This window comes from Streptomyces sp. Y309, assembly GCF_056712025.1.
On sequence record NZ_CM160048.1, the window covers coordinates 4,500,632 to 4,525,361 of the forward strand.

At 71.6% G+C, this 24,730-nt stretch carries 20 protein-coding genes; 8 read left to right on the plus strand and 12 right to left on the minus strand.

The features are described 5' to 3' along the window. The first annotated feature begins 62 nt into the window (after positions 1-62). Positions 63-1,685 carry a methionine--tRNA ligase gene (gene metG, locus AC0KTA_RS18015; RefSeq protein WP_481056137.1) on the plus strand — a complete coding sequence of 541 codons (1,623 nt, stop codon included), beginning with the start codon at positions 63-65 and terminating at the stop codon, positions 1,683-1,685. 93 nt (positions 1,686-1,778) lie between these two features. Here the strand turns inward: metG and AC0KTA_RS18020 are convergent, their stop codons facing one another. After that, positions 1,779-2,366: a TetR/AcrR family transcriptional regulator gene (locus AC0KTA_RS18020; protein WP_481056138.1), complete on the minus strand. Its 588-nt coding sequence runs from the start codon at positions 2,364-2,366 to the stop codon at positions 1,779-1,781. Between the two features lie 117 nt (positions 2,367-2,483). On the opposite strand from AC0KTA_RS18020, the gene AC0KTA_RS18025 reads away from it, so the two are divergent. After that, positions 2,484-3,353 (plus strand): NAD(P)-dependent oxidoreductase, encoded by an 870-nt coding sequence (locus AC0KTA_RS18025; RefSeq protein ID WP_481056139.1) that lies wholly within the window; start codon positions 2,484-2,486, stop codon positions 3,351-3,353. Here AC0KTA_RS18025 and AC0KTA_RS18030 read toward each other — a convergent pair. Both AC0KTA_RS18030 and AC0KTA_RS18035 read right to left on the minus strand, forming a co-directional pair. Further along, positions 3,316-3,513 (minus strand): DUF397 domain-containing protein, encoded by a 198-nt coding sequence (locus AC0KTA_RS18030; protein ID WP_481056140.1) that lies wholly within the window; start codon positions 3,511-3,513, stop codon positions 3,316-3,318. The two genes, AC0KTA_RS18025 and AC0KTA_RS18030, sit on opposite strands and share 38 nt — an antisense overlap. Positions 3,514-3,516: 3 nt before the next feature. Continuing rightward, on the minus strand, positions 3,517-4,368 hold the full coding sequence (locus AC0KTA_RS18035) for a helix-turn-helix domain-containing protein (RefSeq protein ID WP_481056141.1): 852 nt from the start codon (positions 4,366-4,368) through the stop codon (positions 3,517-3,519). A gap of 243 nt (positions 4,369-4,611) precedes the next feature. Between AC0KTA_RS18035 and AC0KTA_RS18040 the strand changes: the two genes are divergently transcribed. Then, positions 4,612-5,085, plus strand: coding sequence for an ATP-binding protein (locus AC0KTA_RS18040; protein ID WP_481056142.1), 474 nt, complete (start codon positions 4,612-4,614; stop codon positions 5,083-5,085). A gap of 58 nt (positions 5,086-5,143) precedes the next feature. On the opposite strand, the gene AC0KTA_RS18045 is transcribed toward AC0KTA_RS18040, so the two are convergent. Beyond that, complete coding sequence (locus tag AC0KTA_RS18045; protein WP_481056143.1) at positions 5,144-6,664, minus strand: MFS transporter; 1,521 nt, start codon at positions 6,662-6,664, stop codon at positions 5,144-5,146. A 244-nt stretch (positions 6,665-6,908) separates the two neighbouring features. Here AC0KTA_RS18045 and AC0KTA_RS18050 point away from each other — a divergent pair, with 244 nt between their 5' ends. Beyond that, on the plus strand, positions 6,909-7,103 hold the full coding sequence (locus AC0KTA_RS18050; RefSeq protein ID WP_481056144.1) for a hypothetical protein: 195 nt from the start codon (positions 6,909-6,911) through the stop codon (positions 7,101-7,103). Positions 7,104-7,203: 100 nt separating this feature from the next. Here AC0KTA_RS18050 and AC0KTA_RS18055 read toward each other — a convergent pair whose 3' ends face one another. The 4 genes from AC0KTA_RS18055 to AC0KTA_RS18070 form a co-directional block, all read right to left on the minus strand. After that, the gene (locus AC0KTA_RS18055; RefSeq protein ID WP_481056145.1) at positions 7,204-8,790 is read right to left on the minus strand and encodes an amino acid ABC transporter substrate-binding protein; all 1,587 of its coding nucleotides are present in this window, start codon (positions 8,788-8,790) and stop codon (positions 7,204-7,206) included. A gap of 48 nt (positions 8,791-8,838) precedes the next feature. Further along, positions 8,839-11,109, minus strand: coding sequence for a DEAD/DEAH box helicase family protein (locus AC0KTA_RS18060; RefSeq protein ID WP_481056146.1), 2,271 nt, complete (start codon positions 11,107-11,109; stop codon positions 8,839-8,841). A gap of 201 nt (positions 11,110-11,310) precedes the next feature. Next, complete coding sequence (locus tag AC0KTA_RS18065; RefSeq protein WP_481056147.1) at positions 11,311-12,543, minus strand: winged helix DNA-binding domain-containing protein; 1,233 nt, start codon at positions 12,541-12,543, stop codon at positions 11,311-11,313. Further along, on the minus strand, positions 12,540-13,193 hold the full coding sequence (locus tag AC0KTA_RS18070; protein ID WP_481056148.1) for a TetR/AcrR family transcriptional regulator: 654 nt from the start codon (positions 13,191-13,193) through the stop codon (positions 12,540-12,542). Before AC0KTA_RS18070 ends, AC0KTA_RS18065 begins: the two co-directional genes overlap by 4 nt. Positions 13,194-13,405: 212 nt before the next feature. On the opposite strand from AC0KTA_RS18070, the gene AC0KTA_RS18075 reads away from it, so the two are divergent. Then, positions 13,406-13,789, plus strand: coding sequence for a VOC family protein (locus AC0KTA_RS18075; protein WP_481056149.1), 384 nt, complete (start codon positions 13,406-13,408; stop codon positions 13,787-13,789). Positions 13,790-13,860: 71 nt separating this feature from the next. Here AC0KTA_RS18075 and aspS read toward each other — a convergent pair whose 3' ends face one another. After that, positions 13,861-15,666, minus strand: a complete 1,806-nt coding sequence (gene aspS / locus AC0KTA_RS18080; RefSeq protein WP_481056150.1) for an aspartate--tRNA ligase — start codon at positions 15,664-15,666, stop codon at positions 13,861-13,863. Positions 15,667-15,941: 275 nt separating this feature from the next. Here aspS and AC0KTA_RS18085 point away from each other — a divergent pair, with 275 nt between their 5' ends. Beyond that, on the plus strand, positions 15,942-18,353 hold the full coding sequence (locus AC0KTA_RS18085; RefSeq protein WP_481056151.1) for an ATP-binding SpoIIE family protein phosphatase: 2,412 nt from the start codon (positions 15,942-15,944) through the stop codon (positions 18,351-18,353). Here AC0KTA_RS18085 and AC0KTA_RS18090 read toward each other — a convergent pair. The 3 genes from AC0KTA_RS18090 to AC0KTA_RS18100 all read right to left on the minus strand — a co-directional run bounded on the left by AC0KTA_RS18090 (position 18,242) and on the right by AC0KTA_RS18100 (position 21,359). Beyond that, entirely contained in the window at positions 18,242-19,372 is a 1,131-nt protein-coding gene (locus AC0KTA_RS18090; RefSeq protein WP_481056152.1) for an AI-2E family transporter, read from the minus strand. The genes AC0KTA_RS18085 and AC0KTA_RS18090 overlap by 112 nt on opposite strands. A 376-nt stretch (positions 19,373-19,748) precedes the next feature. Continuing rightward, positions 19,749-20,705 (minus strand): pirin family protein, encoded by a 957-nt coding sequence (locus AC0KTA_RS18095; RefSeq protein WP_481056153.1) that lies wholly within the window; start codon positions 20,703-20,705, stop codon positions 19,749-19,751. Positions 20,706-20,879: 174 nt separating this feature from the next. Then, positions 20,880-21,359, minus strand: a complete 480-nt coding sequence (locus AC0KTA_RS18100) for an SseB family protein (protein WP_016645691.1) — start codon at positions 21,357-21,359, stop codon at positions 20,880-20,882. Between the two features lie 399 nt (positions 21,360-21,758). Between AC0KTA_RS18100 and AC0KTA_RS18105 the strand changes: the two genes are divergently transcribed. Both AC0KTA_RS18105 and AC0KTA_RS18110 read left to right on the plus strand, forming a co-directional pair. Next, entirely contained in the window at positions 21,759-22,586 is an 828-nt protein-coding gene (locus AC0KTA_RS18105) for an alpha/beta fold hydrolase (RefSeq protein ID WP_481056154.1), read from the plus strand. Positions 22,587-22,717: 131 nt separating this feature from the next. Then, on the plus strand, positions 22,718-24,544 hold the full coding sequence (locus tag AC0KTA_RS18110) for an acyl-CoA dehydrogenase (RefSeq protein WP_481056155.1): 1,827 nt from the start codon (positions 22,718-22,720) through the stop codon (positions 24,542-24,544). The last annotated feature ends 186 nt before the right edge of the window (positions 24,545-24,730 follow it).

The following is a 24,730-nucleotide window of genomic DNA, read 5'->3' on the forward strand; positions in this document are numbered from 1 at the left end:
AGGCCGTCTCACGCCTCGTACGCATGTGAATCGATCTTCAGCGGGCCGTTAGGATTTCGACCATGGCGGCCACTGGATCCGAGAAGCAGGGGGCGGCGGCGTATTACGTCTCGACCCCCATTTACTACGTCAACGACGCTCCTCACCTGGGCCACGCCTACACGACCGTCGCAGGCGACGTGCTCACGCGCTGGCACCGTCAGCGCGGCGAGAAGGTGTGGTACCTCACCGGCACGGACGAGCACGGTCAGAAGATCATGCGCACGGCCGAGACGAACGGGGTCTCCCCGCAGGAGTGGTGCGACAAGCTCGTGGAGGAGGCCTGGCGGCCCCTCTGGGAGCACCTGAACATCGCGAACGACGACTTCATCCGTACGACGGAGAAGCGGCACACGGACCGGGTGCAGGAGTTCGTCCAGGATCTCTACGACAAGGGCGAGATCTACAAGGGCGGGTACGAAGGGCCGTACTGCGTCGGCTGCGAGGAGTACAAGCTTCCGGGCGAGCTCCTCGACGGCGAGGGCGAGGGCGAGTACGCGGGGCAGAAGCTCTGCCCGATCCACAAGAAGCCGGTCGAGCTGCTCAGCGAGGAGAACTACTTCTTCAAGCTGAGCGAGTACGGCGACAAGCTGATCGAGCACTACGCGGCGAACCCGGACTTCATCCAGCCCGAGTCCGCCCGCAACGAGGTCGTGAACTTCGTCAAGCAGGGGCTTCAGGATCTTTCGATCTCGCGCTCCACCTTCGACTGGGGTGTTCCGGTTCCCTGGGACCCGAAGCACGTCATCTATGTGTGGGTCGACGCGCTGCTCAACTACGCGACGGCCGTCGGCTACAACGAGAACCCGGCGAAGTTCGACGAGACCTTCCCGGCGAACGTGCACCTCGTCGGCAAGGACATCCTCCGCTTCCACGCGGTCATCTGGCCCGCGATGCTGATGGCGCAGGGCCTGCCGCTGCCCGGCAAGATCGCCGCCAACGGCTGGCTGATGGTCGGCGGCGAGAAGATGTCGAAGTCCAACCTGACGGGCATCAAGCCGCAGGACCTGACGTCCCACTTCGGCGTGGACGCGTACCGCTGGTACTTCCTGCGCGCCATCGCCTTCGGCCAGGACGGCTCGTTCTCCTGGGAGGACTTCTCCGCCCGCTACACCAGCGAGCTGGCCAACGACTACGGCAACCTCGCCTCGCGCCTCGCTGCCATGGTCGGCAAGTACTTCGGCGGCGCGCTGCCGGCCGACGAGGCGCCCGGCGCGGCCGAGCAGGCGGTCCGGGACGGCCTGGCCAAGGCGGTCGCGGAGGCCGACCGGCGCGTGGGCGACGAGCTCGACTTCCAGGGCGGCATCCTCGCCGTCTTCGACTTCGTGAAGCAGGTCAACGGCTACATCACGGAGCAGGAGCCCTGGAAGGTCGCCAAGGACGAATCCCCGGAGGGCAGGGCGCGCCTCGCGACCATCCTCTACACGGCCGCGGAATCGCTCCGCGCGGTTGCTGTTCTCCTCAACCCCGTCATGCCCGAGACTTCCCAGAAGCTGTGGGACTCTCTCGGCGCCGAGGTGTCGCTGGGCGCTCTTGCCGAGCAGCGGGTTCAGGACGCGGGCGCGTGGGGGCGGCTCCCGGCCGGGGCCATGGTCACCAAGGGTGCGGTTTTGTTCCCGCGCCTGGAGGAGCCGAAAAAGGCCTAGCGCTTGCTGGATGTGGTGATGAACCTGCGGGCCGGTGGGGGCTGGTCGCGCAGTTCCCCGCGCCCCTAACGGGGCGCGGGTGCCGCACCGGACTCAACCCTCGTACGTCCTCAGTAGCCGTGCCAACTGCCGTCCTGCCGCCCGCAAGGGCTCCTCGCTGCGGTTCACCTGGGCAGTCACCTCGGCGCCTTCCAGGGTGCTGATGACGGTGGTGGCGACCTCGGCCGCGTCCTCGGCGGTGAAGCCGGACGCGAGCAGCTTTTCGGCGACGATGCGCTCCCAGTCGCGCAGGGCGTCGGCGCACGCCCGCTGGATCTCGGAGTCGGTGCCGAGGGTCTCCAGGGCGGCGGCCGTGATGGGGCAGCCGTCGGTCCAGCCCGACTCCCGCAGGCCCACGGCCAGTTCGGCGGCGCAGGCCTCGACGGCGGCGGCCGGGTCGCCCTCGCGGCGGAGCGCGTCCTCCAGGAGCCGGCCGAACTCCTTCTGCCCGTGCTTGATCGCGGCCACGGCGAGGGTCTCCTTGCCGTCCGGAAAGAAGTGGTAGACGGAACCGAGCGTGGCCTGCGCCTCCTTGGCGATCTGCTTGATGCCGGTGCCGACGTAGCCCTGCCGCTGTATGAGCCGCGCGGCGGCCACGACGATTCGCTCGCGCGTGCTGGGGGGCGCGCTGTACAGACTCATCCCGCCACCTTACCCATCGACTAAGTAGAGCGTTCGTTCTAGAGGCGTGCTACGTTTCCTCGCAGCGCTAAATAGAGCGCTCGTTTTAGTGACGTTACGTACGCACTGGAGGCACTCATGTCGCAATCCGTCACCGTCATCGGGCTCGGCCCCATGGGCCAGGCGATGGCCGCCGCGTACCTGGACCGCGGCTACGAGGTCACGCTCTGGAACCGCACCCCGTCCCGGGCCGACGCCCTGGTGGCGCGCGGCGCCAAACTCGCCCCCACTCCCGAACAGGCCCTGTCCGCCAACGAGTTGGTGATCCTGAGCCTCATCGACTACGACGCGATGTACGGGGTGATCAAGGGCGCGGAGGGCGCGGTCGCGGGGCGGGTCCTGGTGAACCTCAGCTCGGACACCCCGGAGAAGGCCCGCGCGGCCGCGCGCAGGGTGGCGGAGCTGGGCGGCACGCACCTCACCGGCGGCGTCCTGTCGCCGCCGCCGGGGATCGGCACCCCGGACACGTCCACGTTCTACAGCGGCCCGCGCACGGCGTACGACAAGCACCGCGCGGCCCTCGAAGTGATCACCGGCAAGACGGACTACCGGGGCGAGGACCCGGGCCTGGCCGCCCTCATGTACCAGCTCAACATGGTCGTCTTCTGGCCGGCGATGCTCGCGTACTGGCAGGCCGTGGCCCTGGCCGACGCGCACGGCCTCACGGCGGCGGACGTCGCCCCGTACGCGAGCGAGAACTATGCGGGAATAGGGCAGTTCATCGACTTCTACGCGCCCCGCATCGACGCCGGCAACCACACCGGCGACGTCGACCGCATCTCGATGGGCGTGGCCAGCATGGAACACGTCCTCCACACGAACGCCGACGCGGGCGTGGACACGGCGTTCCCGCAGGCGGTCCTCGACGCGTTCCGACGGGGCGCGGACGCCGGATTCGGGGCGGACAGCTTCAGCAGCCTGGTGAAACTGCTGAAGAAGCAGCCCTGACCCGGCCCAGCAGGGCCCTGAGTGCGTCGGGGCTCACGGTGAGCACGTGTTCCGGGTCGTCGCTCTCGCGGAGCAGCAACTCGCCCCTGTCCGCAGTCAGTTCCACGCACGCGGCTCCGTCCGAGCCGCTGGAGAACGAGGACTTCTGCCAGTGGGCCACGTGCTACAGCTCCTTCGCGAGGCGGTGGATGTAGTCGCGCGTCTCCGCGGGTTCCAGGGACGCCGATTCCACTTTACGGACGAGGGTGCGCGCCGACTGGAGCTGCGCGGCCGCGTCCAGTAACACCGACCCCTTGGGCGTGTCCTGCTGGACGGTGTCGAGGGCCGGGACCGGGCCCCGGAAGTAGAGCAGCGCCGCGCTGGCGCCCGCGAAGCCGTCCACGTCGAAGGGGATCACCCGGATCGTGAAGGTCCCGCTCTCCGACTGGCGGAGCACTTCCTCGAGTTGGGTCCGCGCGACGCGGCGGTCCGCCACCCGGGTGCGCAGGACGGACTCGTGCAGGACGGCCACGTACGGCGCCGCCCCGCGTCGCGTGAGCGCCTGCCGGCGGCGCATGCGGTGCTCGACCCGCAGGTCGAGGTCCCGCCGCGGCAGGTCGGGACGCCAGTACGCGAACACGGCGTGCGCGTACTCCTCGGTCTGCAGGACGCCGGGGACGTGCGCGGTGCCGACCTCCTGGATGTACGTCGCGTGGTGCTCCAGCTCCGCCAGGTCGAGGAAGGCGGCGGGCAGCACCTCCCGGTACTCCTCCCACCAGCCGCGCGTACGCTCCGTCGCCATCGCGGCCAGCGCGTCGACCAACTCGGCGTCGCCGCAGGCGTAGTGCGCCGCGAGGCTGCGGACGCGCTGCTCGCTGACCCCGGCGATGCCGGATTCCATCTGGCTCATCTGCGCCGAGGTCGAGCCGAGGAGTTCCGCCACCTCGCGGGCGGTCATGCCGGCGGCGTCCCGCAGCCTGCGCAGCTCCGTGCCGAGGCGTACCTGACGCGCGGTGGGCTGGTTCCTCGGCGGCATACGCACCTACCTCAACAGAGCTTGATCCAGGAAACGTTGACGACCCTCGTTCGGGTGCAGGTTACGCGAGCGTGTTGCCGAGGCAGAAATTAATGCCTTACCTTCAGTGACGTTGCGACCACCCTCAGCAATGCCCGGCAGGCCGGAAGCGCACCGCACCGCCCCACCACGGCGGCTTCGGCAAGCCACCGCCCCGGGAGCGCCGAACGTCCCCGACTCCACTTCGACCGACTGGAGTTCCGCATGCCCGAGAGCACCGACACCGGCGACGAACCCACCCCCGCTCAAGCCTCCACCCCGGCCCCCACTCCCTGGGGGTACACCCTCCACATCCCCAACGACCTCCGCGCCGTCACGATCTGCCGTCGCACCCTCGGCGTGATCCTGGCAGCCCACGGCCTCCCCCACCTGTCCGACGCGGCGGAACTCGTCGCGACGGAGCTGGTGGCCAACGCCGTGACCCACACGAAGGGCCCCGCGGCCCTGCGCCTGCACTGGGCCGACGGCATCCTCCGCATCGAGGTCTGGGACGCCGACCCGACCCCGCCCCAGCCGCCCGCCCCGCCCGCGCGCGACACCCTGCTTCGGGAGGCGGGCCGCGGCCTCGCCCTGGTGAAGGGCTGCGCCGACGGCTGGGGCTGGTACCGCCTGGGCGGCAGCCGGCTCCCGGACGGCGAGGGCAAGTTCGTCTGGTGCGAGCTGGCCGAGGCGGCCTGAGCGGCGGCGCCCCCGGTCAGCGGCGCCCCCCTCGGCCGGCCCGGCCGGCCCGTGCCGCCTACGGGAGCGGGGCCGTCTCCTCCGAGTGTTCCGGAGCCGACGGCTCCCGCCCCGCCCGCCGCCCTCGTACCGCAAGGAGCGCCCAGGCCGCGCACGCCGCGGCCAGCAGGATCGCGAAGCCCACCACGAGCGCGCTCGTGTAGCCGTGCACCGAGGCCGCCGCCGGAGTGGCGTCGCGGTGCGAGACCGCGTACGTGGCCGCCGCACTGGACGCGATCGTGTTGAGCAGCGCCGTGCCGAGCGCCGCCCCCAGCTGCTGGGACGCGTTGTACGCGGCCGACGCGGCGCCGATGTCGTGGCCCCTCATGCCGGCCGTCGCCAGGCTCGCCGTCGGCGGCAGCACGCAGCCGAGGCCGAGGCCGGTGAGCGTCAGGGACGGGACCAGGTACAGCCAGAAGACGTCCGTGCTGTCCGCGGTCAGGCGGGTGAGGATCAGCATGCCCGCGGCCGCCGCGAGAAGCCCCGGTACGACCAGGGCCGCCGGCGCCACCCGGCCGTGCAGCCTGCCCGCGACGAACGTCGCGCCGACCAGCGCCGCCAGCGCGTTGACGATCAGCGTCAGGCCCGCCTCCACCGGCGAATAGCCCAGCGCCGTCTGGGTGTAGTAGCTCATGAAGAGGTAGAAACCGAACATCGCGACGAACAGCAGCGTGATCGCCAGGAACGCGCCCGCGCGGGCACGGTGGAGCAGGATCCGCGGGGACAGGAGGGGGTGCGGGGCGCGGAGTTCGGCGGCCACGAACGCCGCGAGGAGTACGACACCGGCGGCGAGCAGCGCGAGGACGCGGGCCGAGCCCCACCCGCGCGGCTCCGCCTCGTTGAACGCGTACACGACGGCCGCGAAGCCGCCCGCGCTGAGCAGCGCCCCCGGCACGTCGAGGCGGCCGCCGCGCCCGGCGGAGCCCCCGGCCTGGCCCGCGGCGGGGCCCTCGGCGGGGCGGTCCCGCGGCACGAACGCCGCCCCGATCACCGCGAGCAGCGCCACCGGCACGTTCACGTACAGGCACCACCGCCAACTCGCGTACTCCGTAAGCAGTCCGCCCGCCACCAGACCCACCGCCGACCCGGCCGCGCCGACCGCCGCGAACACCCCGAACGCCCGGCCGCGGGCCCGTGGTTCGGTGAACGTGAGGGTGAGCAGCGAGAGCCCGGCGGGCGCGAGCAGCGCGGCGAACACCCCTTGCAGGGCGCGGGCCCCGAACAGCATCCCGGGGTTCACGGCCGCCCCGCCCAGCGCCGACGCGGCGGCGAAGCCGACCAGGCCGACGACAAAGGCTCGGCGGTGGCCGAGGGCCCCGCTGACCCGGCCGCCGATGAGCAGCAGGCCGCCGAACGCCAGCGCGTACGCGGTGATCGCCCACTGCCGGCTCGCGTCGGACATGCCGAGCGCGCTCTGTGCCGAGGGCAGCGCGATGTTCACGATCGTCCCGTCCAGGACGACGAGGAGCTGCGCGGCACTTACGGCCGCCAGCGTCCACCATTGGGTGGTTTCGTTGTTCTTGTTGTCCGCAGCACTCATGGATTCAAGCTTTTCGTTGAAGTTGACCCGGAGAGCTGCGTGCGGGCCCGGCCCTGTGGGGCGGGGCTTGGCGCGCGGGAAGTCTCAAGTGGAGGTTGAGGGGTACTGCCGTGCACGGTGAGCGCGCGCCGTGAGCAGCGACACAGTTTGAACGTGGCTTGATTTGTACCGTGGCAGTGAGCTGTTGATCACTTCGTGACCGGACTCACTTCGTCTTCACCCCGGCGCACGTACGCTTCACACTATGGCCACGAATCCCGCTTCCGAGAGCCGGCGGTCGGCGCGCACCGCCGACGAGGTGAACGAGGAGATCCGTGCGCTGTGGCTGCGCTGCGGCGGGCGGCTGAGCACCGACCAGCGGCGCGAATACCAACGCCTCGTGACGGAGTGGGCGGCGGCCGAGGCCGAGAGCCATGGCTCACCCACACAGGCAGCCTGAGAGTTTTAAGAGCCTGTCCGGCGATTGAGGACGAGCCCGCAGGGCGATCGACGGCACCCCGGCCAAGGTGCACCTCCACACGGCTCGCCCGACCGGCAGGTCACCCCGTCCCGCTGGGCACCACGCAATCCTTCGGCTGTGCCCGTCCCCCTTCCGGCCACCCAAGGCCCGCAAACCGGAGCCGCCGTGTGCGGGGATCCAGTTCGACGACGGCCACCGGCTTGTCGTAGGGATTACCGGCGTTCGTGAGGCACACCCACCCGCTGGTTCCGGCCACCCGGTGTGCGGACTCCAGGCGCGGCCACTGCGCGGACACCCGCTCGCGCGGCGGCACCGCGCCGGGCGACTGCGCGTTCGCCATGAACACCGCCTGCGCGATCGTGCGCATCCCGTCGTGCACCAGCATCGTGCGGGAGTCGTCCAGATCGACCGGTCCGATGTCCCCGGCGCCCTGCCGGGCCACGAGCCGGCGCAGCTCCTCCAGCTCCTCCAGCGGCTCGGTCAGATACGCGGGGCGCTTCTTCTCCCCGCGCAGGGCCCGCGACCACGCCGCGGGGTGCGCGGGCGCCGTGTACTGCACGGTGACCGCGGCCTCCTTGGCCCCCGCGTCGCCCTGGAGCTTCTTCCAGTCGGCGTCGCTCATGTACCGGTCGAGCGTCGCCGCCCCCGACCCGCTCACGATCTTGTAGCGCTTCCCGTGGCACGACACCTCCGCCAGCTTGATCGCGAACAGGCGCAGATGGACGGGGCGTCCGGCGAAGTAGACGACCTTCGCCGGGGACCGGCAGATGTTGTGGCCGATGAGGGAGAAGTCGTTGCCCGTCTCGCCCGGGTCGTTGATCGACGGAGAGGTGAACTCCTGGTCCTTGGCGCCGGGCGGCCCCTTCTCGTCGCGGCTGAACGCCCGCGCCAGCGAGTCGACGTAGATGTCGTCCGGGCGGGTGTCCTTGACCAGGACGGTCTCCTCGTCGGGCAGGCCGCCGTGGAACGCGGCGAGCGCCTCGGCCTGCTGACGGTTGGTGGGGATGACCCGGGCCAGGCCCTTGAAGCGCGGCTTGGCCGCGCGGCCCTCGGCGTTGGCGAGTTCGTCGGCGCTGGCGCGGCTGATCAGGACGGGGATGTTCAGCTCGTTGGTGAGCCGGTCCACGGCGTCGACCGTGTTGCGCAGGCTCAGGTTGAAGCCCGTGACCGCGCGCAGGTTGTGCTTCGTGGAGTCCGCGAGCTTCGCGAGCTCGTCTACGACCCGCTCCTGCCGGCCGTAGTTCCGGCCAGGGTTGGCGAGCACCAGGCGGATCAGCGGCTTCTCCTCGGCGCGGTTCGCGCGGTACTGCCCGAGATACGCGCCCTGTACGTCGCTGCGCAGCTGCTCGCGCTCGGCGTCCGAGTCCGGCTGCAGCGGCAGCATCAGCGCGACCGTGATGTGCGGCTGACTGTCGATACGCCGGTTCTCCTTGGCGATGGCGTCGCTGACCTCGGCGATGGCGTCGGTGCCGAAGTCGTAGCCGGAGCCGTTGACGCCGATGCACTCGCCGCCGTGCTTCTCCACGCCGTCGGCGCAGACGTCCGGGCCGCCCACGTTCCGGGGGACGAGGATGCCGGCCGCCGTGCCCACCGCCACGACGACCAGGACCGTCACGGCCTTCTTCAGGCGCGTGCCCCACAGATGGTTGTACAGCCAGTTCAGCACCGCAGCGTCCCCTCCTGAGCGGTCGGTCCACCGGACATCGCGATCGCGCTAACCGATGTGCCGCGTGCACGCGCACGGCTTCAACGGCTGTCTTTCCTGGGCCAGTTGGGCCCACTCCCCGGCCTTGCGGGTGAGCACCTCGGTGCCCGGCACCGGCTCGTCGCCGAGCCGGTCGAGCAGCTGCCGCCAGGTGCCCGTCAGCGCCTGGTCCACCGGGCGCGTCCGGTCCTCGTACAGCCACACGGCGTGCAGCAGCCGGTCGACGCGGCGCCGCAGCCAGTCGCCGCCGGCCGGCGGGGCCTCGCCGAGGGCGCGGGCGTGCCGGTCGTCCGGCTCGCCCGCCAGCGGGGCCGCGCACGGGGCGCCCGCGATCGCGAGCAGCTCCTCGCACCACTCGGCCATCGAGCGGGTGGCGTCCCGCAGCGGAAAGGCCCCGGTCAGATGGTCCACGGCCGCCTCCACGCCGCCCACGGCGAGGTGGTGGTGGGCCGCGTGCGCGGCGGCGGTGCCGCACTGGTCGTCGACGGCGGAGGGGAACCGGCCCGCGAAGTGGTCCCGGAGCAGCTCGTGGTCCGCCCGCCAGGCGTCTCCGCGTCCCCCCAGCCCGTGCAGCCGCCCCATCCCGTACAGCCGCCGCATCAGCAGATGCCGCAGCCCCCGGTCGCCGATGAAGTGGCGCGGGCAGTGCGGCCAGCCGCTGTCGGCGAGGAGCTCGGCGACGCGGTACGCGGACAGGCGCTCGTCGCGGCCCTCCTGCCGGACCCGCATCAGCTTCTCCGCGCACGCCCCGGTGTGCGCGACCGACAGATGGCTGAGCAGGTCCAGCCAGTGGTCGTGCTGCTCGGGCGGCAGCTCCTCGGGGAGCTGCCGGACGATCAAGTCGTCCAGGAGCAGGTCAGCGACGGGCACCGGCCGCCCCTCCGGCTCGTCCCGCGAACGCACCGGCGCGTCGAGGAGGTCCCAGTCGGTGAACGTGCCCGGCTCCCGCACCCGCAGCGACGCCGCGCCCTCGCCGAGCCGCGTGACGAACCGCGGCCGCCCGCCGCTGAGCCGGTGGATGCCGCTCTCGACCCGCAGCCGCGAGGCATGCTCGCCGGGCTGATGTCCCACGTGCCCCGCGTGGCCCACATGCCCCGCGCGTCCTGGATGCCCCGCGTGCCCTGGGTGCCCCGCCCCGCCGCCGCCCCGCCCGTGCCCCCGGAGCCGGGCCACCTCGTTGTTCTGCTGCTCGGTCGTCAGCGTGGGCATGCGTACGAGCAGCGCGCCCCGCGCGGGCGCGACCAGGCCCGGCACACCGCCCTGCGCCCGCCGCCACACCGGCAGGCCCCCGTCGGCGGGATCCCAGGCCGCCACCGCGTCCGCGTCGGCGTCCGTCGACCGGTACAGGAAGCGGCCGCCGTCCGCGCGCCGGGCCGTCGCAAACACCACCACGCGGTCGTGGTGCTCGCTCTCCCGGTCGAGCAGCACCGGGCGCAGCAGCCGCCTGCCGAGCGCGTTGTCCGCGTGGTCGAGCAGCACCGCGGGCCGCCCGGCCCGCGCCATCCGCCCGCGCACCGACGTGTACGCGGCCTCGATGTCCTCGCGCAGCGCCCGGAACAGGAAGCTCTCCGCGTTGGCGCGCCCCTCGGCGCCCTGCTGGAAGTCGACGCTCAGCGCGTGCAGGCCGAGCCGGGGGTGTCCGGCCGCGCCCGAGTAGGCGCCGTAGCAGTCCTCCAGGGCCGCCTTGCCCTCCGAGGAGACCCGCTCGAAGAGTTCGTCGAGGATGGCGGTGATGAGCGGAGTGGCCAACGGCTGGGCGGCGAGCAGGGCCGCGAGCGCGGCCAGGTAGGCGCGGAACGCGCGGTGCAGGACGCCGCCCCAGAACGATCCCCGCGGCAGCAGGTCGTCGTGCCTGCGCACCTCTTCCAGGCCGGTGGCCGAGCTCGCCAGCGGATCACCGGCCGCGACGGCGACCAGGCCCGCGTACAGCCGGGGCACCGCGATCGGCCCGCCGTCCCCGCTCCACGCGCCGAACTGGACGGCCATCTCCCGCAGGGCCTCGGTGCCTTCGGAGCGGGTGCTCGGGTGCTGGCCGGCGCGCTCGGCGTGCGCGGGGGCGGCGCAGTCGATGTGGGCGGCGGGGACATGGCGCCCGAACTCGTCGCGTACGCAGCGCAGCAGCCGCCCCTTGCCCATGCCGGGGCCGCCAGTGAGGATCACGACGGGCAGGTCGGGGCCGTACAGGAGCGGGCGGTTGCGGCCCTTCGGGGTCTTGCCGAGCAGCCGGGCGACCAGGCCGTCGTCGTCCAGCAGCTTGCCGAATCCCAGGTCGTCGGACACCGGCCCCCCGATGTGTCGCCGTTCTGCCGCGTCCCGGCGCGTGCGCGGTCCGCGCGCACAGGCGCCCTGTGCTCCCGTGCGCTCCGTACACACATTCTCTGCGCGTGATGAACCGTCAGGGTAGTGGAGTGACGTGGGAAAGGGAGCGGAATATCCGAGCCGGACTCGCCTTCCGCATACGGGACTTGAGCGCGTACGCGCTCAACGCTTGCCGCCCGCCAACTCCCGTTCCAGCGGCGTCCGGTACGCCGGTGTCACCCGCACCGGGCCGAGCCACGCGCCGAGTTCCGCGGCCCGCTCCGCGACGGCCGTACGCGCCGCCGCGCCCACGTCCGTCAGGAGCCGGAACACCACCTCGCCGGCCGCGCGCTGCGCCCACGCCCCGACGATCCGGCCGTCGGCCCACACGGTCGGGCCGATGTTGCCGTTGCGGTCGAAGAGGGCGGGCAGGTGCGCCGGGTCGAGGTAGAAGGAGCGGTGGCGCCTGCCCATGGGGGTGGGGTCGAGGCCGGGCAGCAGGGCCACCCAGGGCTCGGGGGCGGGCACGGGCTCCTCGTCGTCGTGCGCGAGGTAGCCGGTGCTGCCGTCGTCCAGGTCCACGTCGCGCGCGCCCACCGCGGCCAGCGCCTTGCGCGTGTCCGTGAGCGTCCAGCCGGTCCACCACTTGAGGTCGTCGACGGTGACCGGGCCGAAGGCGTACAGGTACCGCCGGGCCAGGACGGCCTTGGCGGCGGCGGGGTCGAGGGCGGGGTCGGCATGGGTGCCGGTGCCGGAATCGGCGTCGGAGTCGGCGTCGTGCGCCGGGGGCTCGGGCGCGAGGGTCCACCGGAACTGACTGGAGGTCCACGCCCCGCGCGGCCGGGCCCGCCGGATCCGCCCCTCGGCGGCGAGCACCCGCAGGATCCGTGAGCCCGCGGTCTGCCACGCCGCGTACGACTTGCCGGGGCTGACGAGCACCTTTTCACCCAACTCCGGCACGTCGCGGGCGAGTTCGGCGGCGCCCGCGGTGCCCCGCGCCGCCAGCGCGGCGAGCGCGGCCCGCTCCACGGCGGCGTACCGGCGCTCGTCCCAGCCGATGCCCGCGAGGAACGCGAGACAGCCCGCGCGCTCCTTGGCCGCCACGGCCCGCGCGGTGGAGGCGTGCACGAGGGGCGCGAGCGGCGTCGGCACCACGAACATCGTGCGCCGCATGCACAGCATCCGCGTGACCGTCAGGTCGTCGTAGAGCCCCCGCTCCACCTCCGCGACGGACGGCTTCGCGAGCCGGGCGGCGGCGGACAGGTAGACGGTCGCGGGGTCGGTGGCGTGCAGGCCGACCAGCGCCTCGGCGACGTCCTCGATCCGGGCGGCGCGGGTGCCGGGCGCCAGCAGGTGCCGCGTGCCGAGCCGGGCACGCCGCTGGGCGTCACTGACGGCGGCACGCCGGGCGATCACTGCCGGGCCTCCGTACCGTCACCGTCACCAGCGCCGTCACCAGCACCGGCACCCGCATCGGCACCGAGCGCCGGATTGGGCACGAGAATGCGCCGCAGCACCCGCTCGACCTCGCCCCGGGTGGGCGGCTCCGGCGCGGCCAGGGCCCGCAGGCTCACCCCCATGAGCGCGGCACCGGCGGCCTCGGCGGTCTCCGCGTCGGTGTAGTGCGCCAGGGCCCGCACGGAGAGCCGGTGGTGCTCCTCGGCGATCTCCCGCAGGGCGGGGCGGCGTATGGCGGCGGCGTACAGCTCGAACTCCACCACCTGCCGGTCGCGTTCGGGCCCGTCCTCGGGCGGCAGCACGGCGTCGGCGAGCAGCACGGCGCACTGCTCGGCGGTGAGGCCGGGGCGGCGCGCGACCCACTCGTCGAGATACGCGCCGAAGCGGTCCACGGAGCGGCGCAGGGCGGCCGCGATCAGATCGTCCTTCGTGGCGAAGTGGTACGTCGTCGCGCCCAGCGGCACCCCCGCCTCGGCGGCGACCGCGCGATGGGTGAGCCCCTCGATGCCGCGCTCGGCGATGACCCGCTCGGTGGCGGCGGTGATCTCCGCGATCCGCTGCGCGGGATCGCGGCGACGCCGTTCGGCGGGGGGCTGGCCGGCGGCCATGGGGGACTCCTCGGCGGGTCGGAGGCGGTTACTTCAGTACGTACGTACTGTAATGCCAGTCCAACACATCCAGCGAATCAGCAGCCCGGCAAGCAGTCCAGCGAGCTCACACAGGGGCGAGATGTCCGCATTGCGCCCTCGCTCAGCCTCCTCTACAGTACAGATGTACTAGTTCAACACCCCCTCCCACCCGCTCCCCCGAGGTGATCCAGATGAAGGCCCCCGCCATCGCCCCCTGCCTGGGCGTCGAAGACACCCAGGCGTCCGTCGACTTCTACGAGAAGGTCGGCTTCACGGCCCTCCCAGCCGGCGACAACCCCGACGACGACCTGCGCCTACTGCTCTTCGAGGGCGAGTTCGCGCTGATGCTCCACCGCCACGACCAGCTCCGCGAGTGGCTGCCGGTGCTCAAGGACACCCCGATCGGCGCGTTCGGCATGTTCTACCTGGCGGTCTCCGACTTCGACGCGTACGTGGCGAAGATCCGCCCGCTGGTGAACGTCATCAAGGAGGCCGAGGTCGACGGCCGCAGGATCCTCTACTTCACGACGCCGGACGGCCACGTCATCGGCGTGAACCAGCGCCAGGAGTGGTGACCCGACAGCACAACGAAGGGGCCCGGAACCATGCGGTTCCGGGCCCCTTCGTGTCGTACGTCGTACGAGGACTACTTGGCGTCCTGCTCCCCCTGGCCGGAGGCGGCCTTCCCGGAGGCACCCGGCTGCTTGCGCAGCGCGATGTTCAGCTCCTTGAGGCGGGCCTCCTCCAGCACGGTCGGGGCGCCCATCATCAGGTCCTGGGCGTTGCCGTTGAGCGGGAAGGCGATCGTCTCGCGGATGTTCGGCTCGTCGGCGAGCAGCATCACGATGCGGTCGACGCCCGGGGCGATGCCGCCGTGCGGCGGGGCGCCGAGGCGGAAGGCGCGGAGCATGCCGGCGAACTCCTGCTCGACGGTCTCCGCGGCGTAGCCCGCGATCTCGAAGGCCTTCAGCATGACCTCGGGCTCGTGGTTCCGGATGGCTCCGGAGGACAGCTCGGTGCCGTTGCAGACGATGTCGTACTGCCAGGCGAGGATGTCGAGGGGGTCCTTCTCCTCCAGGTCCCGCATGCCGCCCTGGGGCATGGAGAACGGGTTGTGGGAGAAGTCGATCTTGCCGGTCTCCTCGTCCTTCTCGTACATCGGGAAGTCGACGATCCAGCAGAAGCGGAAGACGTTCTCCTCGAAGTGGCCGGCGCGCTTGGCGGCCTCGACGCGGACCGCGCCCATGATCTTCGAGACCTCGTCGAAGTCGCCCGCGCCGAAGAAGACGGCGTGGCCGGGGGCGAGGGAGAGGCGCTTGGTGAGCTCCTCCGCGTTCGCCTCCGTCAGGAACTTCGCGATGGGGCCCGCGAACGCGCCGTCCTCGCCGACGCGGATCCAGGCGAGGCCCTTCGCGCCGTGCTCGACGGCGTACTCACCGAGGCCGTCGAAGAACTTGCGGGACTGCGACGCGGTGTCCGGCACCGGCAGGGCACGCACGTGCTTGCCCGCGAACGCCTTGAACTCCGAGTCGGCGAACACGTCCGTGATGTCGACGAGCTCCAGCTGGGCGCGCAGGTCCGGCTTGTCCGAGCCGTACTTCAGCATCGCCTCGCGGAACGGGATGCGCGGGAACGGCGACGTCACGTGGCGGCCGTTGCCGAACTCCTCGAACAGCTCGGTCATGAGCTGCTCGATCGGCCGGAAGACGTCCTCCTGCTCGACGAAGCTCATCTCGACGTCGAGCTGGTAGAACTCGCCCGGCGAGCGGTCCGCGCGGGCGTCCTCGTCGCGGAAGCAGGGCGCGATCTGGAAGTACCGGTCGAAGCCGGAGATCATGAGCAGCTGCTTGAACTGCTGCGGGGCCTGCGGCAGGGCGTAGAACTTGCCGGGGTTCAGGCGGGACGGGACGACGAAGTCGCGGGCGCCCTCGGGGGACGTCGCGGTGAGGATCGGCGTCGCCATCTCGTTGAAGCCGAGGGCCGTCATCTTGTGCCGGATGGCCGAGATGATCGCCGTGCGCAGCATGATGTTGCGGTGCATGCGCTCGCGGCGCAGGTCCAGGAAGCGGTACTCCAGGCGGCGCTCCTCGTTCACGCCGTCGTCCGCGTTGATCGTGAACGGCAGCGGGGCGGCCGCGCCGAGCACCTCGACCGCGGAGGCCTCGATCTCGACCTCGCCGGTGGGCAGCTCCGGGTTCACGTTCTCCGCGCCGCGGGAGACGACCTTGCCGTCGACGCGGACGACCGTCTCCTTGGACAGCTTGTCCAGCGCCTCGGCCGCGGCGGTGCCGGGGCGGGCGACGAGCTGGGTGATGCCGTAGTGGTCGCGGAGGTCGATGAAGAGGATGCCGCCCAGGTCGCGCCGATTGTGCAGCCATCCGCTGAGCCGGACGTCGGTGCCGACGTCAGAGGCGCGGAGCTCACCGCACGTGTGCGACCTGTACCGATGCATCGTCGTTCATCCAGTCTTTCGGTATCGGGGGTGCCTGCCCCGGGACGTCCCCGGACGGCCGTAAAGAAGGTGCTGGCAGTCAAGGCTACCGTCCGGCGGAAGATCACTTCCCCTGCGTATTCGGGCACCCCCGGTGCCGGGGCAGACATCCCGCCCTCCGCTGCCCCGGCCCCTCGGGCAGCCCGGGTCCGACAGTCACGGGAACGGGTTGCCGCCCCTTCGGCCGAGGGAGCACAAGGTGGCGAGGGGTACGTCACTGTTCCTACAGTGATTCAATGCGCACCGATGAGCCCCGCGAGCAGGTGGGGGACACCTCCCTGCCTCCCGACCGGGACTCCCTCCCACCCGTGAGCGACGTCCTCGCGGCCATCGCGACCGGCCTGTGGCGCTGGGACAACGCCACCGGAGTCGTCACCCTCGACGCCGAGGCGGCCCGCCTCCTTGGCCTGCCGCCGCACGCCAGGACCACCACCGAGGCGGCCGTACGCTCCCGCTTCCACCCCGTCGACTGGAACGAGATCCACGGCATCGTGCAGCTCGCCGTCGCCGAGGGCACCCTCGCCGAGGCCCGGCTGCGGATCATGGACGAACAGGGCCGCCACGTGCTGCGTACGGTACGCAGCCGCACCAAGCCGATCGTGCACCCCGAGGCGAGCACGTACGAGCTCATCGGCACCCTCCAGGAGGTCTCCGAGCCCGCCCCCGGAGCGGCCGCCCGCACGCCCGTGACGGGCGACTGGCGCCGCTCCCGCGAGGCCTTCCTGCTCGACGCGGGCCGCGCGCTCGCGGAGGCACGCTCCACGGAGGAGGTCCTGCGGGTCGCGGCGGGCCTGTCGATGCCGGGGTTCTCGCCGGACGGCCTGGCCGTCTTCGGCGCCAAGGCCGACCGCCTGACGGTCGTCGGCCACCACGGACACCACGGCTACGGAGACGACGATCCGCTCGCCTCCATGCCCCTGGACACCGACTACCCCGCCGCCGAGGTGCTGCGCACCGGCCGCGCCGTGTACCTGTCCTCTCCGGAGGAGTACCGCCGCCGCTACCCGACCACCTGGCCGCTCGCCTCGCGCTTCGAGCGGCAGTCGTGGGCGTTCCTGCCGCTGACCGTCGCGGGCCGCACCATGGGCGCGTGGATGGCGGCGTTCACGTACCCCGTGTCGTTCACGCCCGACGAGCGGTCCGTCCTGACGACGGTCGCCCGCATGCTCGCGCAGGCGCTGTCGCGGGCCGGGGTCGCGGAGTCCGAGCGGGAGCTGACCGAGGGCCTGCAGCGCTCCATGCTGCCGGTGCTCGGCCCGGAGATCCCCGGCATGAGCGTGGCCGCGCGCTACGTGCCGACGGGCGGCGGCCTCCAGGTCGGCGGCGACTGGTACGACGTGATCCCGCTGCCCAGCGGCCGCATCGCCTTCGTCATCGGCGACGTACAGGGCCACGACGTGCGGGCGGCGGGGCTGATGGGGCAGTTGCGCATCGCCCTGCGCGCGTACGCCTCCGAAGGGCACCGCCCGGACGCGGTCCTGTCACGCGCCACCCGCTTCCTGTCCGGCATCACGGACACCATCACCTATGGCTCGACGGACACCCGCGACGACCACGGCGGCAAGGACACCCTGGACGACTCGCGCTTCGCGACGTGTCTCTACGTAGAGGCCGATCCGGCGACCGGCGTCCTGGAGATAGCCCGCGCGGGCCACCCCGAGCCCGTCATACGCATGAGCGACGGAACGGTCCTGCAGCGGCCCATCGCGGGCGGCCTGCCGCTCGGCATCGACCCGGACGCCGACTACCCGACGACCCGCCTCGTCCTGGACGCCGACGAGACCATGCTGGTCTGCACGGACGGCCTCATCGAGACCGGCGGCCACGACCTGGAGACGGGCTGGTCGCGGATCCGCAAGATCCTCGAGGACTACGAAGACCGCACGGAGCGTCCGGAGCGCGCAGATCGCGCGGAGCGCGCAGGTCATGCGGAGCGCGCGGTCCGACCGGACCGTCCGGATCGCGGGGGCCCGGAGGCGTACGACACCTACGAGGCGCAGGCGGCCGAGAGCGACAGCCTGGAGGCGCTCGCCGACACCCTCGTGCAGGCCGTGCACGGGCCGTCCTCGCACTACACCACGGGACCGCTCGCCGACCGCCGCGAGGACGACATAGCGGTCCTGCTGCTGCGCCGCACCGGCCATCCCGAGCAGCGCGCCCGCACCCGCCGCACGATGCTGACCATCGCGCAGGCCGAGCCGGAGCGCGTGGCGGGCGCCCGCGGCCATCTGCGGGACCTGCTGCACGACTGGGCGGACCCCGACCAGGTCGACTCGGCGGTCCTGCTGGTCTCCGAGATGATCACCAACGTGCTCGTGCACACCGACGGCGACGCGCTCCTGGTCGCCGAGGTCACCGGCGAGGAGGGCACGCGCAGGCTCCGGGTGGAGGTCGCCGACGGCAGCGACGACCTGCCGCACAAGCGCCACCCCGGCGAACTCGCCTCGTCCGGGCGCGGGTTGGTGCTCATGGAGCTGCTCGCGGAGCGGTGGGGAGTGGATCCGCGGGGCGAGGGCAAGAGCATCTGGTTCGAGCTCTACGAAGAGTCTCCGGGGGCTGCGGGGTCCCCGGGGGCGCGTGCCGAGCCGGGCGGCGCGGTCGAGGGAGACGTCGCGGGGGCCGGCGTGGGCGGGGCCGAGGCGCCGTAGCGGGCGCGCAGTTCGGAGACGACACCGAAGGCGGCCGCCGTCAGCGGCACGGCGAGCAGCATCCCGATGATCCCGGCGACGGACGCCCCCGCGGTGATCGCCAGCATCACCACCGCCGGATGCATCTGCACGGTGCGGCTCTGGATCATCGGCTGCAGTACGTGCCCTTCGAGCACCTGCACCGCGAGGACCACGCCGAGCGCCCACAGCGCGATCGCCAGGCCGCGGTCGGCGAGCGCGACGAGGACGGCGACGGCGCCCGAGAGGAACGCTCCCAGGTACGGGATGTAGGCGCCGACGAAGACCAGCGCGCCGAGCCCGGCGGCGCCCGGCACACGCAGGATCAGCAGGCCGACGGTGATGCACACGGCGTCGATGAGCGCGATGAACGTCGTACCGCGCATGAAGCCCTCGACGGCCGTGAACGCGCGCCGCGCCATCGCCTCGACGGTGTCGGCGGAGGCCGCGGGCACCAGCGAGCGCAGGGCGCCCGCGGTCTTGTGCGAGTCCCGCAGGAAGAAGAACACGAGCAGCAGCGCCAGCACGGCGGTGGCGATCATCTCGCCCACCACGCTGATCCCGCTGACCACACCGGACGCGGCGGTGCCGCCGAACTTGCCGAGCAGGTCCTTGGAGTTGGACGCGAGGTCCTCGAGCGAGGTGCCGGCCGCCCCGAAGTGCTTCGACAGGTCGTCGGCGGCCTGCTTCAGGGACGAGATGATCTGGTCCCCGGTGTCGATGAGCGCCGCGACCACGATGTACGTCGCCCCGCCGACGACCGCGAGCACGGCGGCGCAGGTCAGCCCCGCCGCCAGCGAACGGTGCACCCGCATCTTCACCAGGCGCCGGTACAACGGCCCGAGCAGCGCCGTCCCGAGCAGCGCGAGCAGCACGGGCGTGACGGCCGTCTTCAGCACCGTGCACAGCCACACCCCGACCCCGGCCACACCGGCAACCAGCAGAACAACCACACACCAGGCGGCAACACGCCGCGCAACTTCGGGCAGAAGCGAATGCACGCCACCAGCCGAACACGGGGCCCCGGCCCACGCACACGGGACGTAGGCCGGACGGCCGCCCCGGGTACGCCGCTCACAGCTGTGGGCGACCACGATCCGCCCCGCTCACCGCTGTGGGCAGCGGGCTTTCCGCCTTGCTGTGGGCGGCTGGGCCGCCCGTTCCCTGCTCCGCTCCCTGCTGTGGGCAGCGGGGTTTCCGCCACCTGCTGTGGGCGGCTGGACCGCCCTCTCCCAGCCGTGGGTGGCCAGCCTTCCGCTGCCTGCTGTGGGCAGTCGTGCCGCAGGGCGGCTCCCGACCCTTAAAGGCAGCCCAGGCCGACGGCGCCCGTTACGTCAACGGCCACCCAACCCGGCCCGGGCTGCCCCACGCACGGGGTCACATCCCGTGGACGGCGGGCACCGACCCAAGCAGACCCTTCTGGAAGTCCTCAAAGGCCTGCTGCAGCTCCGCACGGGTGTTCATCACGAACGGCCCATAGTGCGCCATCGGCTCCCGAATCGGCTGCCCACCCAGAAGCACGACCTCCAGGTCGGGCGTATGGGTGTCCTGCTTCTCGTCCGCCCGGACGGTCAGCGAGCCGCCGGCTCCGAAGACGGCGGTCTGCCCGAGGTGGACGGGTCGCCGCTCGGCCCCGACCGTCCCGCGCCCCGCCAGCACATAGGCAAGCCCATTGAAGTCCTCCCGCCAGGGAATCGTCACCTCGGCCCCGGGCCGCACGGTCGCGTGGATCATGGTGATCGGGGTGTGGGTGATCCCGGGCCCCTGGTGACCATCCAGCTCACCGGCGATGACCCGCAGCAACGCACCCCCGTCCCCGGTGGTCAGCAACTGCACCTGCCCACCCCGGATGTCCTGATACCGCGGATCCATCATCTTGTCCCTGGCCGGCAGGTTCACCCACAGCTGGAGCCCGTGGAAGAGCCCGCCGGACATGACGAGCGACTCCGGCGGCGCCTCGATGTGGAGCAGCCCGGACCCGGCCGTCATCCACTGGGTGTCGCCGTTCCGGATGGTCCCGCCGCCACCGTTGGAGTCCTGGTGAATAAACGTTCCGTCAATCAGGTACGTCACGGTCTCGAAGCCGCGGTGCGGGTGCCAGGGCGTGCCCTTGGGCTCCCCGGCGGCGTACTCCACCTCGCCCATCTGATCCATCATGATGAACGGGTCGAGGTACTTGTAATTGATCCCGGCGAAGGCACGGCGCACCGGGAACCCTTCGCCCTCGAAGCCGCCCGGCGCGGTCGTCACGACGAGCACGGGGCGCGCCACGGCGTCGGCCGGGGCGGTCACCTTGGGCAGGGTCAGCGGATTCTCGACGGTCACTGCGGGCATGGGTGGGACCTCCTTGTACGCTCAGGTTAGTTGAACGTAGAACTTTCTGCCACTTGGAACACGGAACGCCCGGAGGGCATTCCCTCCGGGCGTCCGGGTGATCGAAAGGGGCGGGGTCCTTGGCCGAAACCGCGTGGCCGCGCGGGGAGCCCCGCGCAGGGAGCCCGCGCGGGGCTAGCCGTACATGCGGCGCATGGCGAAGTCGACCATCTGCTCGACGGCCTTCGCGTCGAACACCATGCGGTGCTCGCCCTCCATGTCGAGGACGAAGCCGTAGCCGGTCGGCAGCAGGTCGATGACCTCCGCGCCGGTGATCACGAAGTACTTGGAGTCCTTGCCGGCGTACCGGCGCAGCTCCTTGAGCGACGTGAACATCGGGATGACCGGCTGCTGGGTGTTGTGCAGCGCGAGGAAGCCCGGGTTGTCACCGCGCGGGCAGTACACCTTGGAGGTCGCGAAGACCTGCTGGAAGTCCTCGGCGGACATCGAGCCCGTGGTGAACGCGCGCACCGCGTCCGCGAGGGACGGGGGCGACGGCTCCGGATACAGCGGGGGCTGCTGGCCGTAACCACCGGGCATCTGCGCTTGCGGCGGCGGCTGTTGCGGTGGGACGTACCCCTGCCCGACACCCGCGTGCTGGTCGTAGCCGTACATACCCGCCAGCGTACCGATCCTGGCGGGGGCGCCGTACGCAGTCACCGGAACCGTGGGCCCCGGGTCCCCACCTCTCCCCCACCCGCCCCACCCGTTTCCAGCCGACCGCAAGGCGAACACCCCTGGCGGGGGTGCCCCGCCGTCGGCGACTGCGGCTGTAAGGGCACTCACCCCGCTGTGGGCAGTCGTGCCGCAGGGCGGCACGGGTGGGCACAGCCCAGGCCGACGGGGGCGATATGTGAGGGGAAGGGCATCAGCACGCCGACGGTGCCGATACGGCGGGGGCAGCCTCGCCTGCGGCGGAGGTTTATGTAGTGGGCGCTAGACAAATTGAGGTGAGGGCGGCTACCGTTTTTGTAGCGGGGGCTACAGATAGTCGAGCCGAGGGGGGACCCACGCATGGTCACAAGCGCACGCACGAGCACAACCGCGGCGCCGTACGCCCGTACCGCCACCGGCAGGGGCCCCACCCTGCTCCTGGCCCACGGCGCAGGCGGCTCCGTGGCCGCGAACTACGGCCCGATCCTCCCCGCCCTGGCGGCAACCCACAGAGCCGTGGCCGTGGACTACCCGGGCTCGGGGAAGACGCCCCGCGCCCAAGCACCCCTCACCCTGGACACCCTCGCGGACGAACTGATCGCGGCGGCAGACGCGGAGGGCGCGGACACCTTCGCCCTGGCGGGATACTCCCTGGGCACGGCAGTGGCCATCCGCACCGCGGCCCGCCACCCGTCCCGGGTGAAGGCCCTGATCCTGACGGCCCCCTTCACCCGCCCCGACACCCGCATGACCCTCACCGCCCAGACCTGGCACCACCTGGCATCCGCCGGCGACTCGTCCCGTGACCGGGACAAGCTGGCCCGCTTCCTGCTCCCGCTCGCCCTGAGCCCACAGGCTCTGGACACCCTGTCCCCGCAGCAGCTCACGGAGGCCCTCAGAGGCACGGCGGAATCGGTCCCGGCGGGCACCGTGGACCACGTGGACCTGGTCCTCCGCACGGACGTCCGCGCCGACCTGCCCGCCGTCACCGCCCCGACCCTGGTCATCACGACCACGCAGGACCAGCTGGTCCCGCTCGCCCTCCAGCGCGAGGTCGCGGCAGGCATCCAGGGCGCCCGGGTGGCCGAGATAGGAACCGGCCACCTCCCCTTCGCCGAGGACCCCACACGGTGGCAGCGCCTGATCAGCGGCTTCCTGGCCGAGACCGAAGCCGGGCCCGCCGAATAGACCCTGCTCACACTTGGGCCATCAGGGGTTGCCTCTTATTACCGACGGGTAGCATCATTTACAACGACTAGCTACTTACTGGTACGCCCACGAGGATTCCAGCCTCCCAAGCCACTTACGGAGCCGTCGCCATGGGGCACTACAAGTCGAATCTCCGCGACATCGAGTTCAACCTCTTCGAGGTGCTCGGCCGCGACAAGCTGTACGGCAGCGGCCCGTTCGCGGAGATGGACGTCGAGACCGCCAAGAGCATCCTCAGCGAGCTGTGCCGCCTCGCGGAGAACGAGCTGGCCGAATCGTACGAGGACGCGGACCGCAACCCGCCGGTCTTCGACCCGGAGACCAACACCGCGCCGATCCCGGACTCCTTCAAGAAGAGCTACCAGGCCTTCATGGACTCCGAGTACTGGCGCCTCGGCCTCCCCGAGGAGATCGGCGGCACCACGTCCCCCCGCTCCCTCATCTGGGCGTATGCGGAGCTGCTGCTCGGCGCCAACCCGGCGGTCTGGATGTACTCCTCCGGCCCGGCCTTCGCCGGCATCCTCTTCGACGAGGGCAACGAGGCGCAGAAGAAGATCGCCGAGATAGCCGTCGAGAAGCAGTGGGGCTCGACGATGGTCCTCACCGAGCCGGACGCCGGCTCGGACGTGGGCGCGGGCCGCACCAAGGCCGTGCAGCAGGCGGACGGCTCCTGGCACATCGAGGGCGTGAAGCGCTTCATCACCTCGGGTGAGCACGACATGTCGGAGAACATCCTCCACTACGTCCTCGCCCGCCCCGAGGGCCACGGCCCCGGCACCAAGGGCCTGTCCCTCTTCCTGGTGCCGAAGTACGAGTTCGACTGGGAGACCGGCGAGCTGGGCGCCCGTAACGGCGTATACGCGACGAACGTCGAGCACAAGATGGGCCTGAAGGCCTCCAACACGTGCGAGATGACGTTCGGCGACAAGCACCCCGCCAAGGGCTGGCTGATCGGCGACAAGCACGAGGGCATCCGCCAGATGTTCCGCATCATCGAGTTCGCCCGGATGATGGTCGGCACAAAGGCGATCTCGACGCTGTCGACGGGCTACCTGAACGCCCTCGAGTACGCCAAGGAGCGCGTCCAGGGCCCCGACCTCGCCCAGTTCATGGACAAGGCCGCGCCGAAGGTGACGATCACTCACCACCCGGACGTACGCCGCTCCCTGATGACGCAGAAGGCGTACGCGGAGGGCATGCGCGCGCTCGTGCTGCACACCGCCGCCGTCCAGGACGACATCGCCGTCAAGGAGGCGGCCGGCGAGGACGCCGCGCAGCTCCACGCCCTGAACGACCTGCTCCTGCCGATCGTGAAGGGGTACGGCTCGGAGAAGGCCTACGAGCAGCTGGCGCAGTCGCTCCAGACGTTCGGCGGCTCGGGCTACCTCCAGGAGTACCCGATCGAGCAGTACATCCGCGACGCCAAGATCGACACGCTGTACGAGGGCACGACCGCCATCCAGGGCCAGGACTTCTTCTTCCGGAAGATCGTCCGCAACCAGGGTGCCGCGCTGAACGGTCTCGCCGAGGAGATCAAGAAGTTCCTCGCCGTCGGCACCGGGGGCGAGCAGCTCGCCGGGGCGCGGGAGGAGCTGGCCAAGGCGGCCGTCGAGCTGGAGGCCATGGTCGGCGTCATGCTGACGGACCTCGCGGCCACGGAGCAGGACGTCAAGTCCATCTACAAGGTGGGCCTCAACACCACCCGTCTCCTGCTCGCCTCCGGCGACGTCGTCGTCGGGTATCTGCTGCTGCGTGGTGCCGCCGTGGCCGCCGAAAAGCTGGAGACCGCCTCCGCGAAGGACCAGGCGTTCTACCAGGGCAAGATCGCCGCCGCGAAGTTCTTCGCTGCGAACGTGCTGCCCGGTGTCGCCACCGAGCGTGCCCTGTCCGAGGGCGTGACCCTCGACCTCATGGAGCTCGACGAGGCGGCGTTCTAACCCCCCTCACCCAGGTGGCCCGCTCCCCCGCCCCGGGGACGCGGGCCACCGCCTTTCCCGCCGCCGGGGGCACAACGATGCACGCCACCGTCAAGTGACCGCCGACCGGGGCTGTGCCCACCCGTGCCGCCCTGCGGCACGACTGCCCACAGCGGGAGCGGAACCCTTGCGGCCCCTCGCCACCCC

Bases quoted from the DNA above. Each gene is read 5' to 3' on its own strand.
- AC0KTA_RS18075 (WP_481056149.1), top strand. From the start codon at position 13,406: ATGAAGGCCCCCGCCATCGCCCCCTGCCTGGGCGTCGAAGACACCCAG.
- AC0KTA_RS18105 (WP_481056154.1), top strand. From the start codon at position 21,759: ATGGTCACAAGCGCACGCACGAGCACAACCGCGGCGCCGTACGCCCGT.
- AC0KTA_RS18050 (WP_481056144.1), top strand. From the start codon at position 6,909: ATGGCCACGAATCCCGCTTCCGAGAGCCGGCGGTCGGCGCGCACCGCC.
- AC0KTA_RS18035 (WP_481056141.1), bottom strand. From the start codon at position 4,368: ATGCCGCCGAGGAACCAGCCCACCGCGCGTCAGGTACGCCTCGGCACG.
- AC0KTA_RS18110 (WP_481056155.1), top strand. From the start codon at position 22,718: ATGGGGCACTACAAGTCGAATCTCCGCGACATCGAGTTCAACCTCTTC.
- AC0KTA_RS18025 (WP_481056139.1), top strand. From the start codon at position 2,484: ATGTCGCAATCCGTCACCGTCATCGGGCTCGGCCCCATGGGCCAGGCG.
- AC0KTA_RS18020 (WP_481056138.1), bottom strand. From the start codon at position 2,366: ATGAGTCTGTACAGCGCGCCCCCCAGCACGCGCGAGCGAATCGTCGTG.
- aspS (WP_481056150.1), bottom strand. From the start codon at position 15,666: ATGCATCGGTACAGGTCGCACACGTGCGGTGAGCTCCGCGCCTCTGAC.
- AC0KTA_RS18095 (WP_481056153.1), bottom strand. From the start codon at position 20,705: ATGCCCGCAGTGACCGTCGAGAATCCGCTGACCCTGCCCAAGGTGACC.
- AC0KTA_RS18045 (WP_481056143.1), bottom strand. From the start codon at position 6,664: ATGAGTGCTGCGGACAACAAGAACAACGAAACCACCCAATGGTGGACG.
- AC0KTA_RS18085 (WP_481056151.1), top strand. From the start codon at position 15,942: ATGCGCACCGATGAGCCCCGCGAGCAGGTGGGGGACACCTCCCTGCCT.
- AC0KTA_RS18100 (WP_016645691.1), bottom strand. From the start codon at position 21,359: ATGTACGGCTACGACCAGCACGCGGGTGTCGGGCAGGGGTACGTCCCA.
- AC0KTA_RS18070 (WP_481056148.1), bottom strand. From the start codon at position 13,193: ATGGCCGCCGGCCAGCCCCCCGCCGAACGGCGTCGCCGCGATCCCGCG.
- metG (WP_481056137.1), top strand. From the start codon at position 63: ATGGCGGCCACTGGATCCGAGAAGCAGGGGGCGGCGGCGTATTACGTC.
- AC0KTA_RS18040 (WP_481056142.1), top strand. From the start codon at position 4,612: ATGCCCGAGAGCACCGACACCGGCGACGAACCCACCCCCGCTCAAGCC.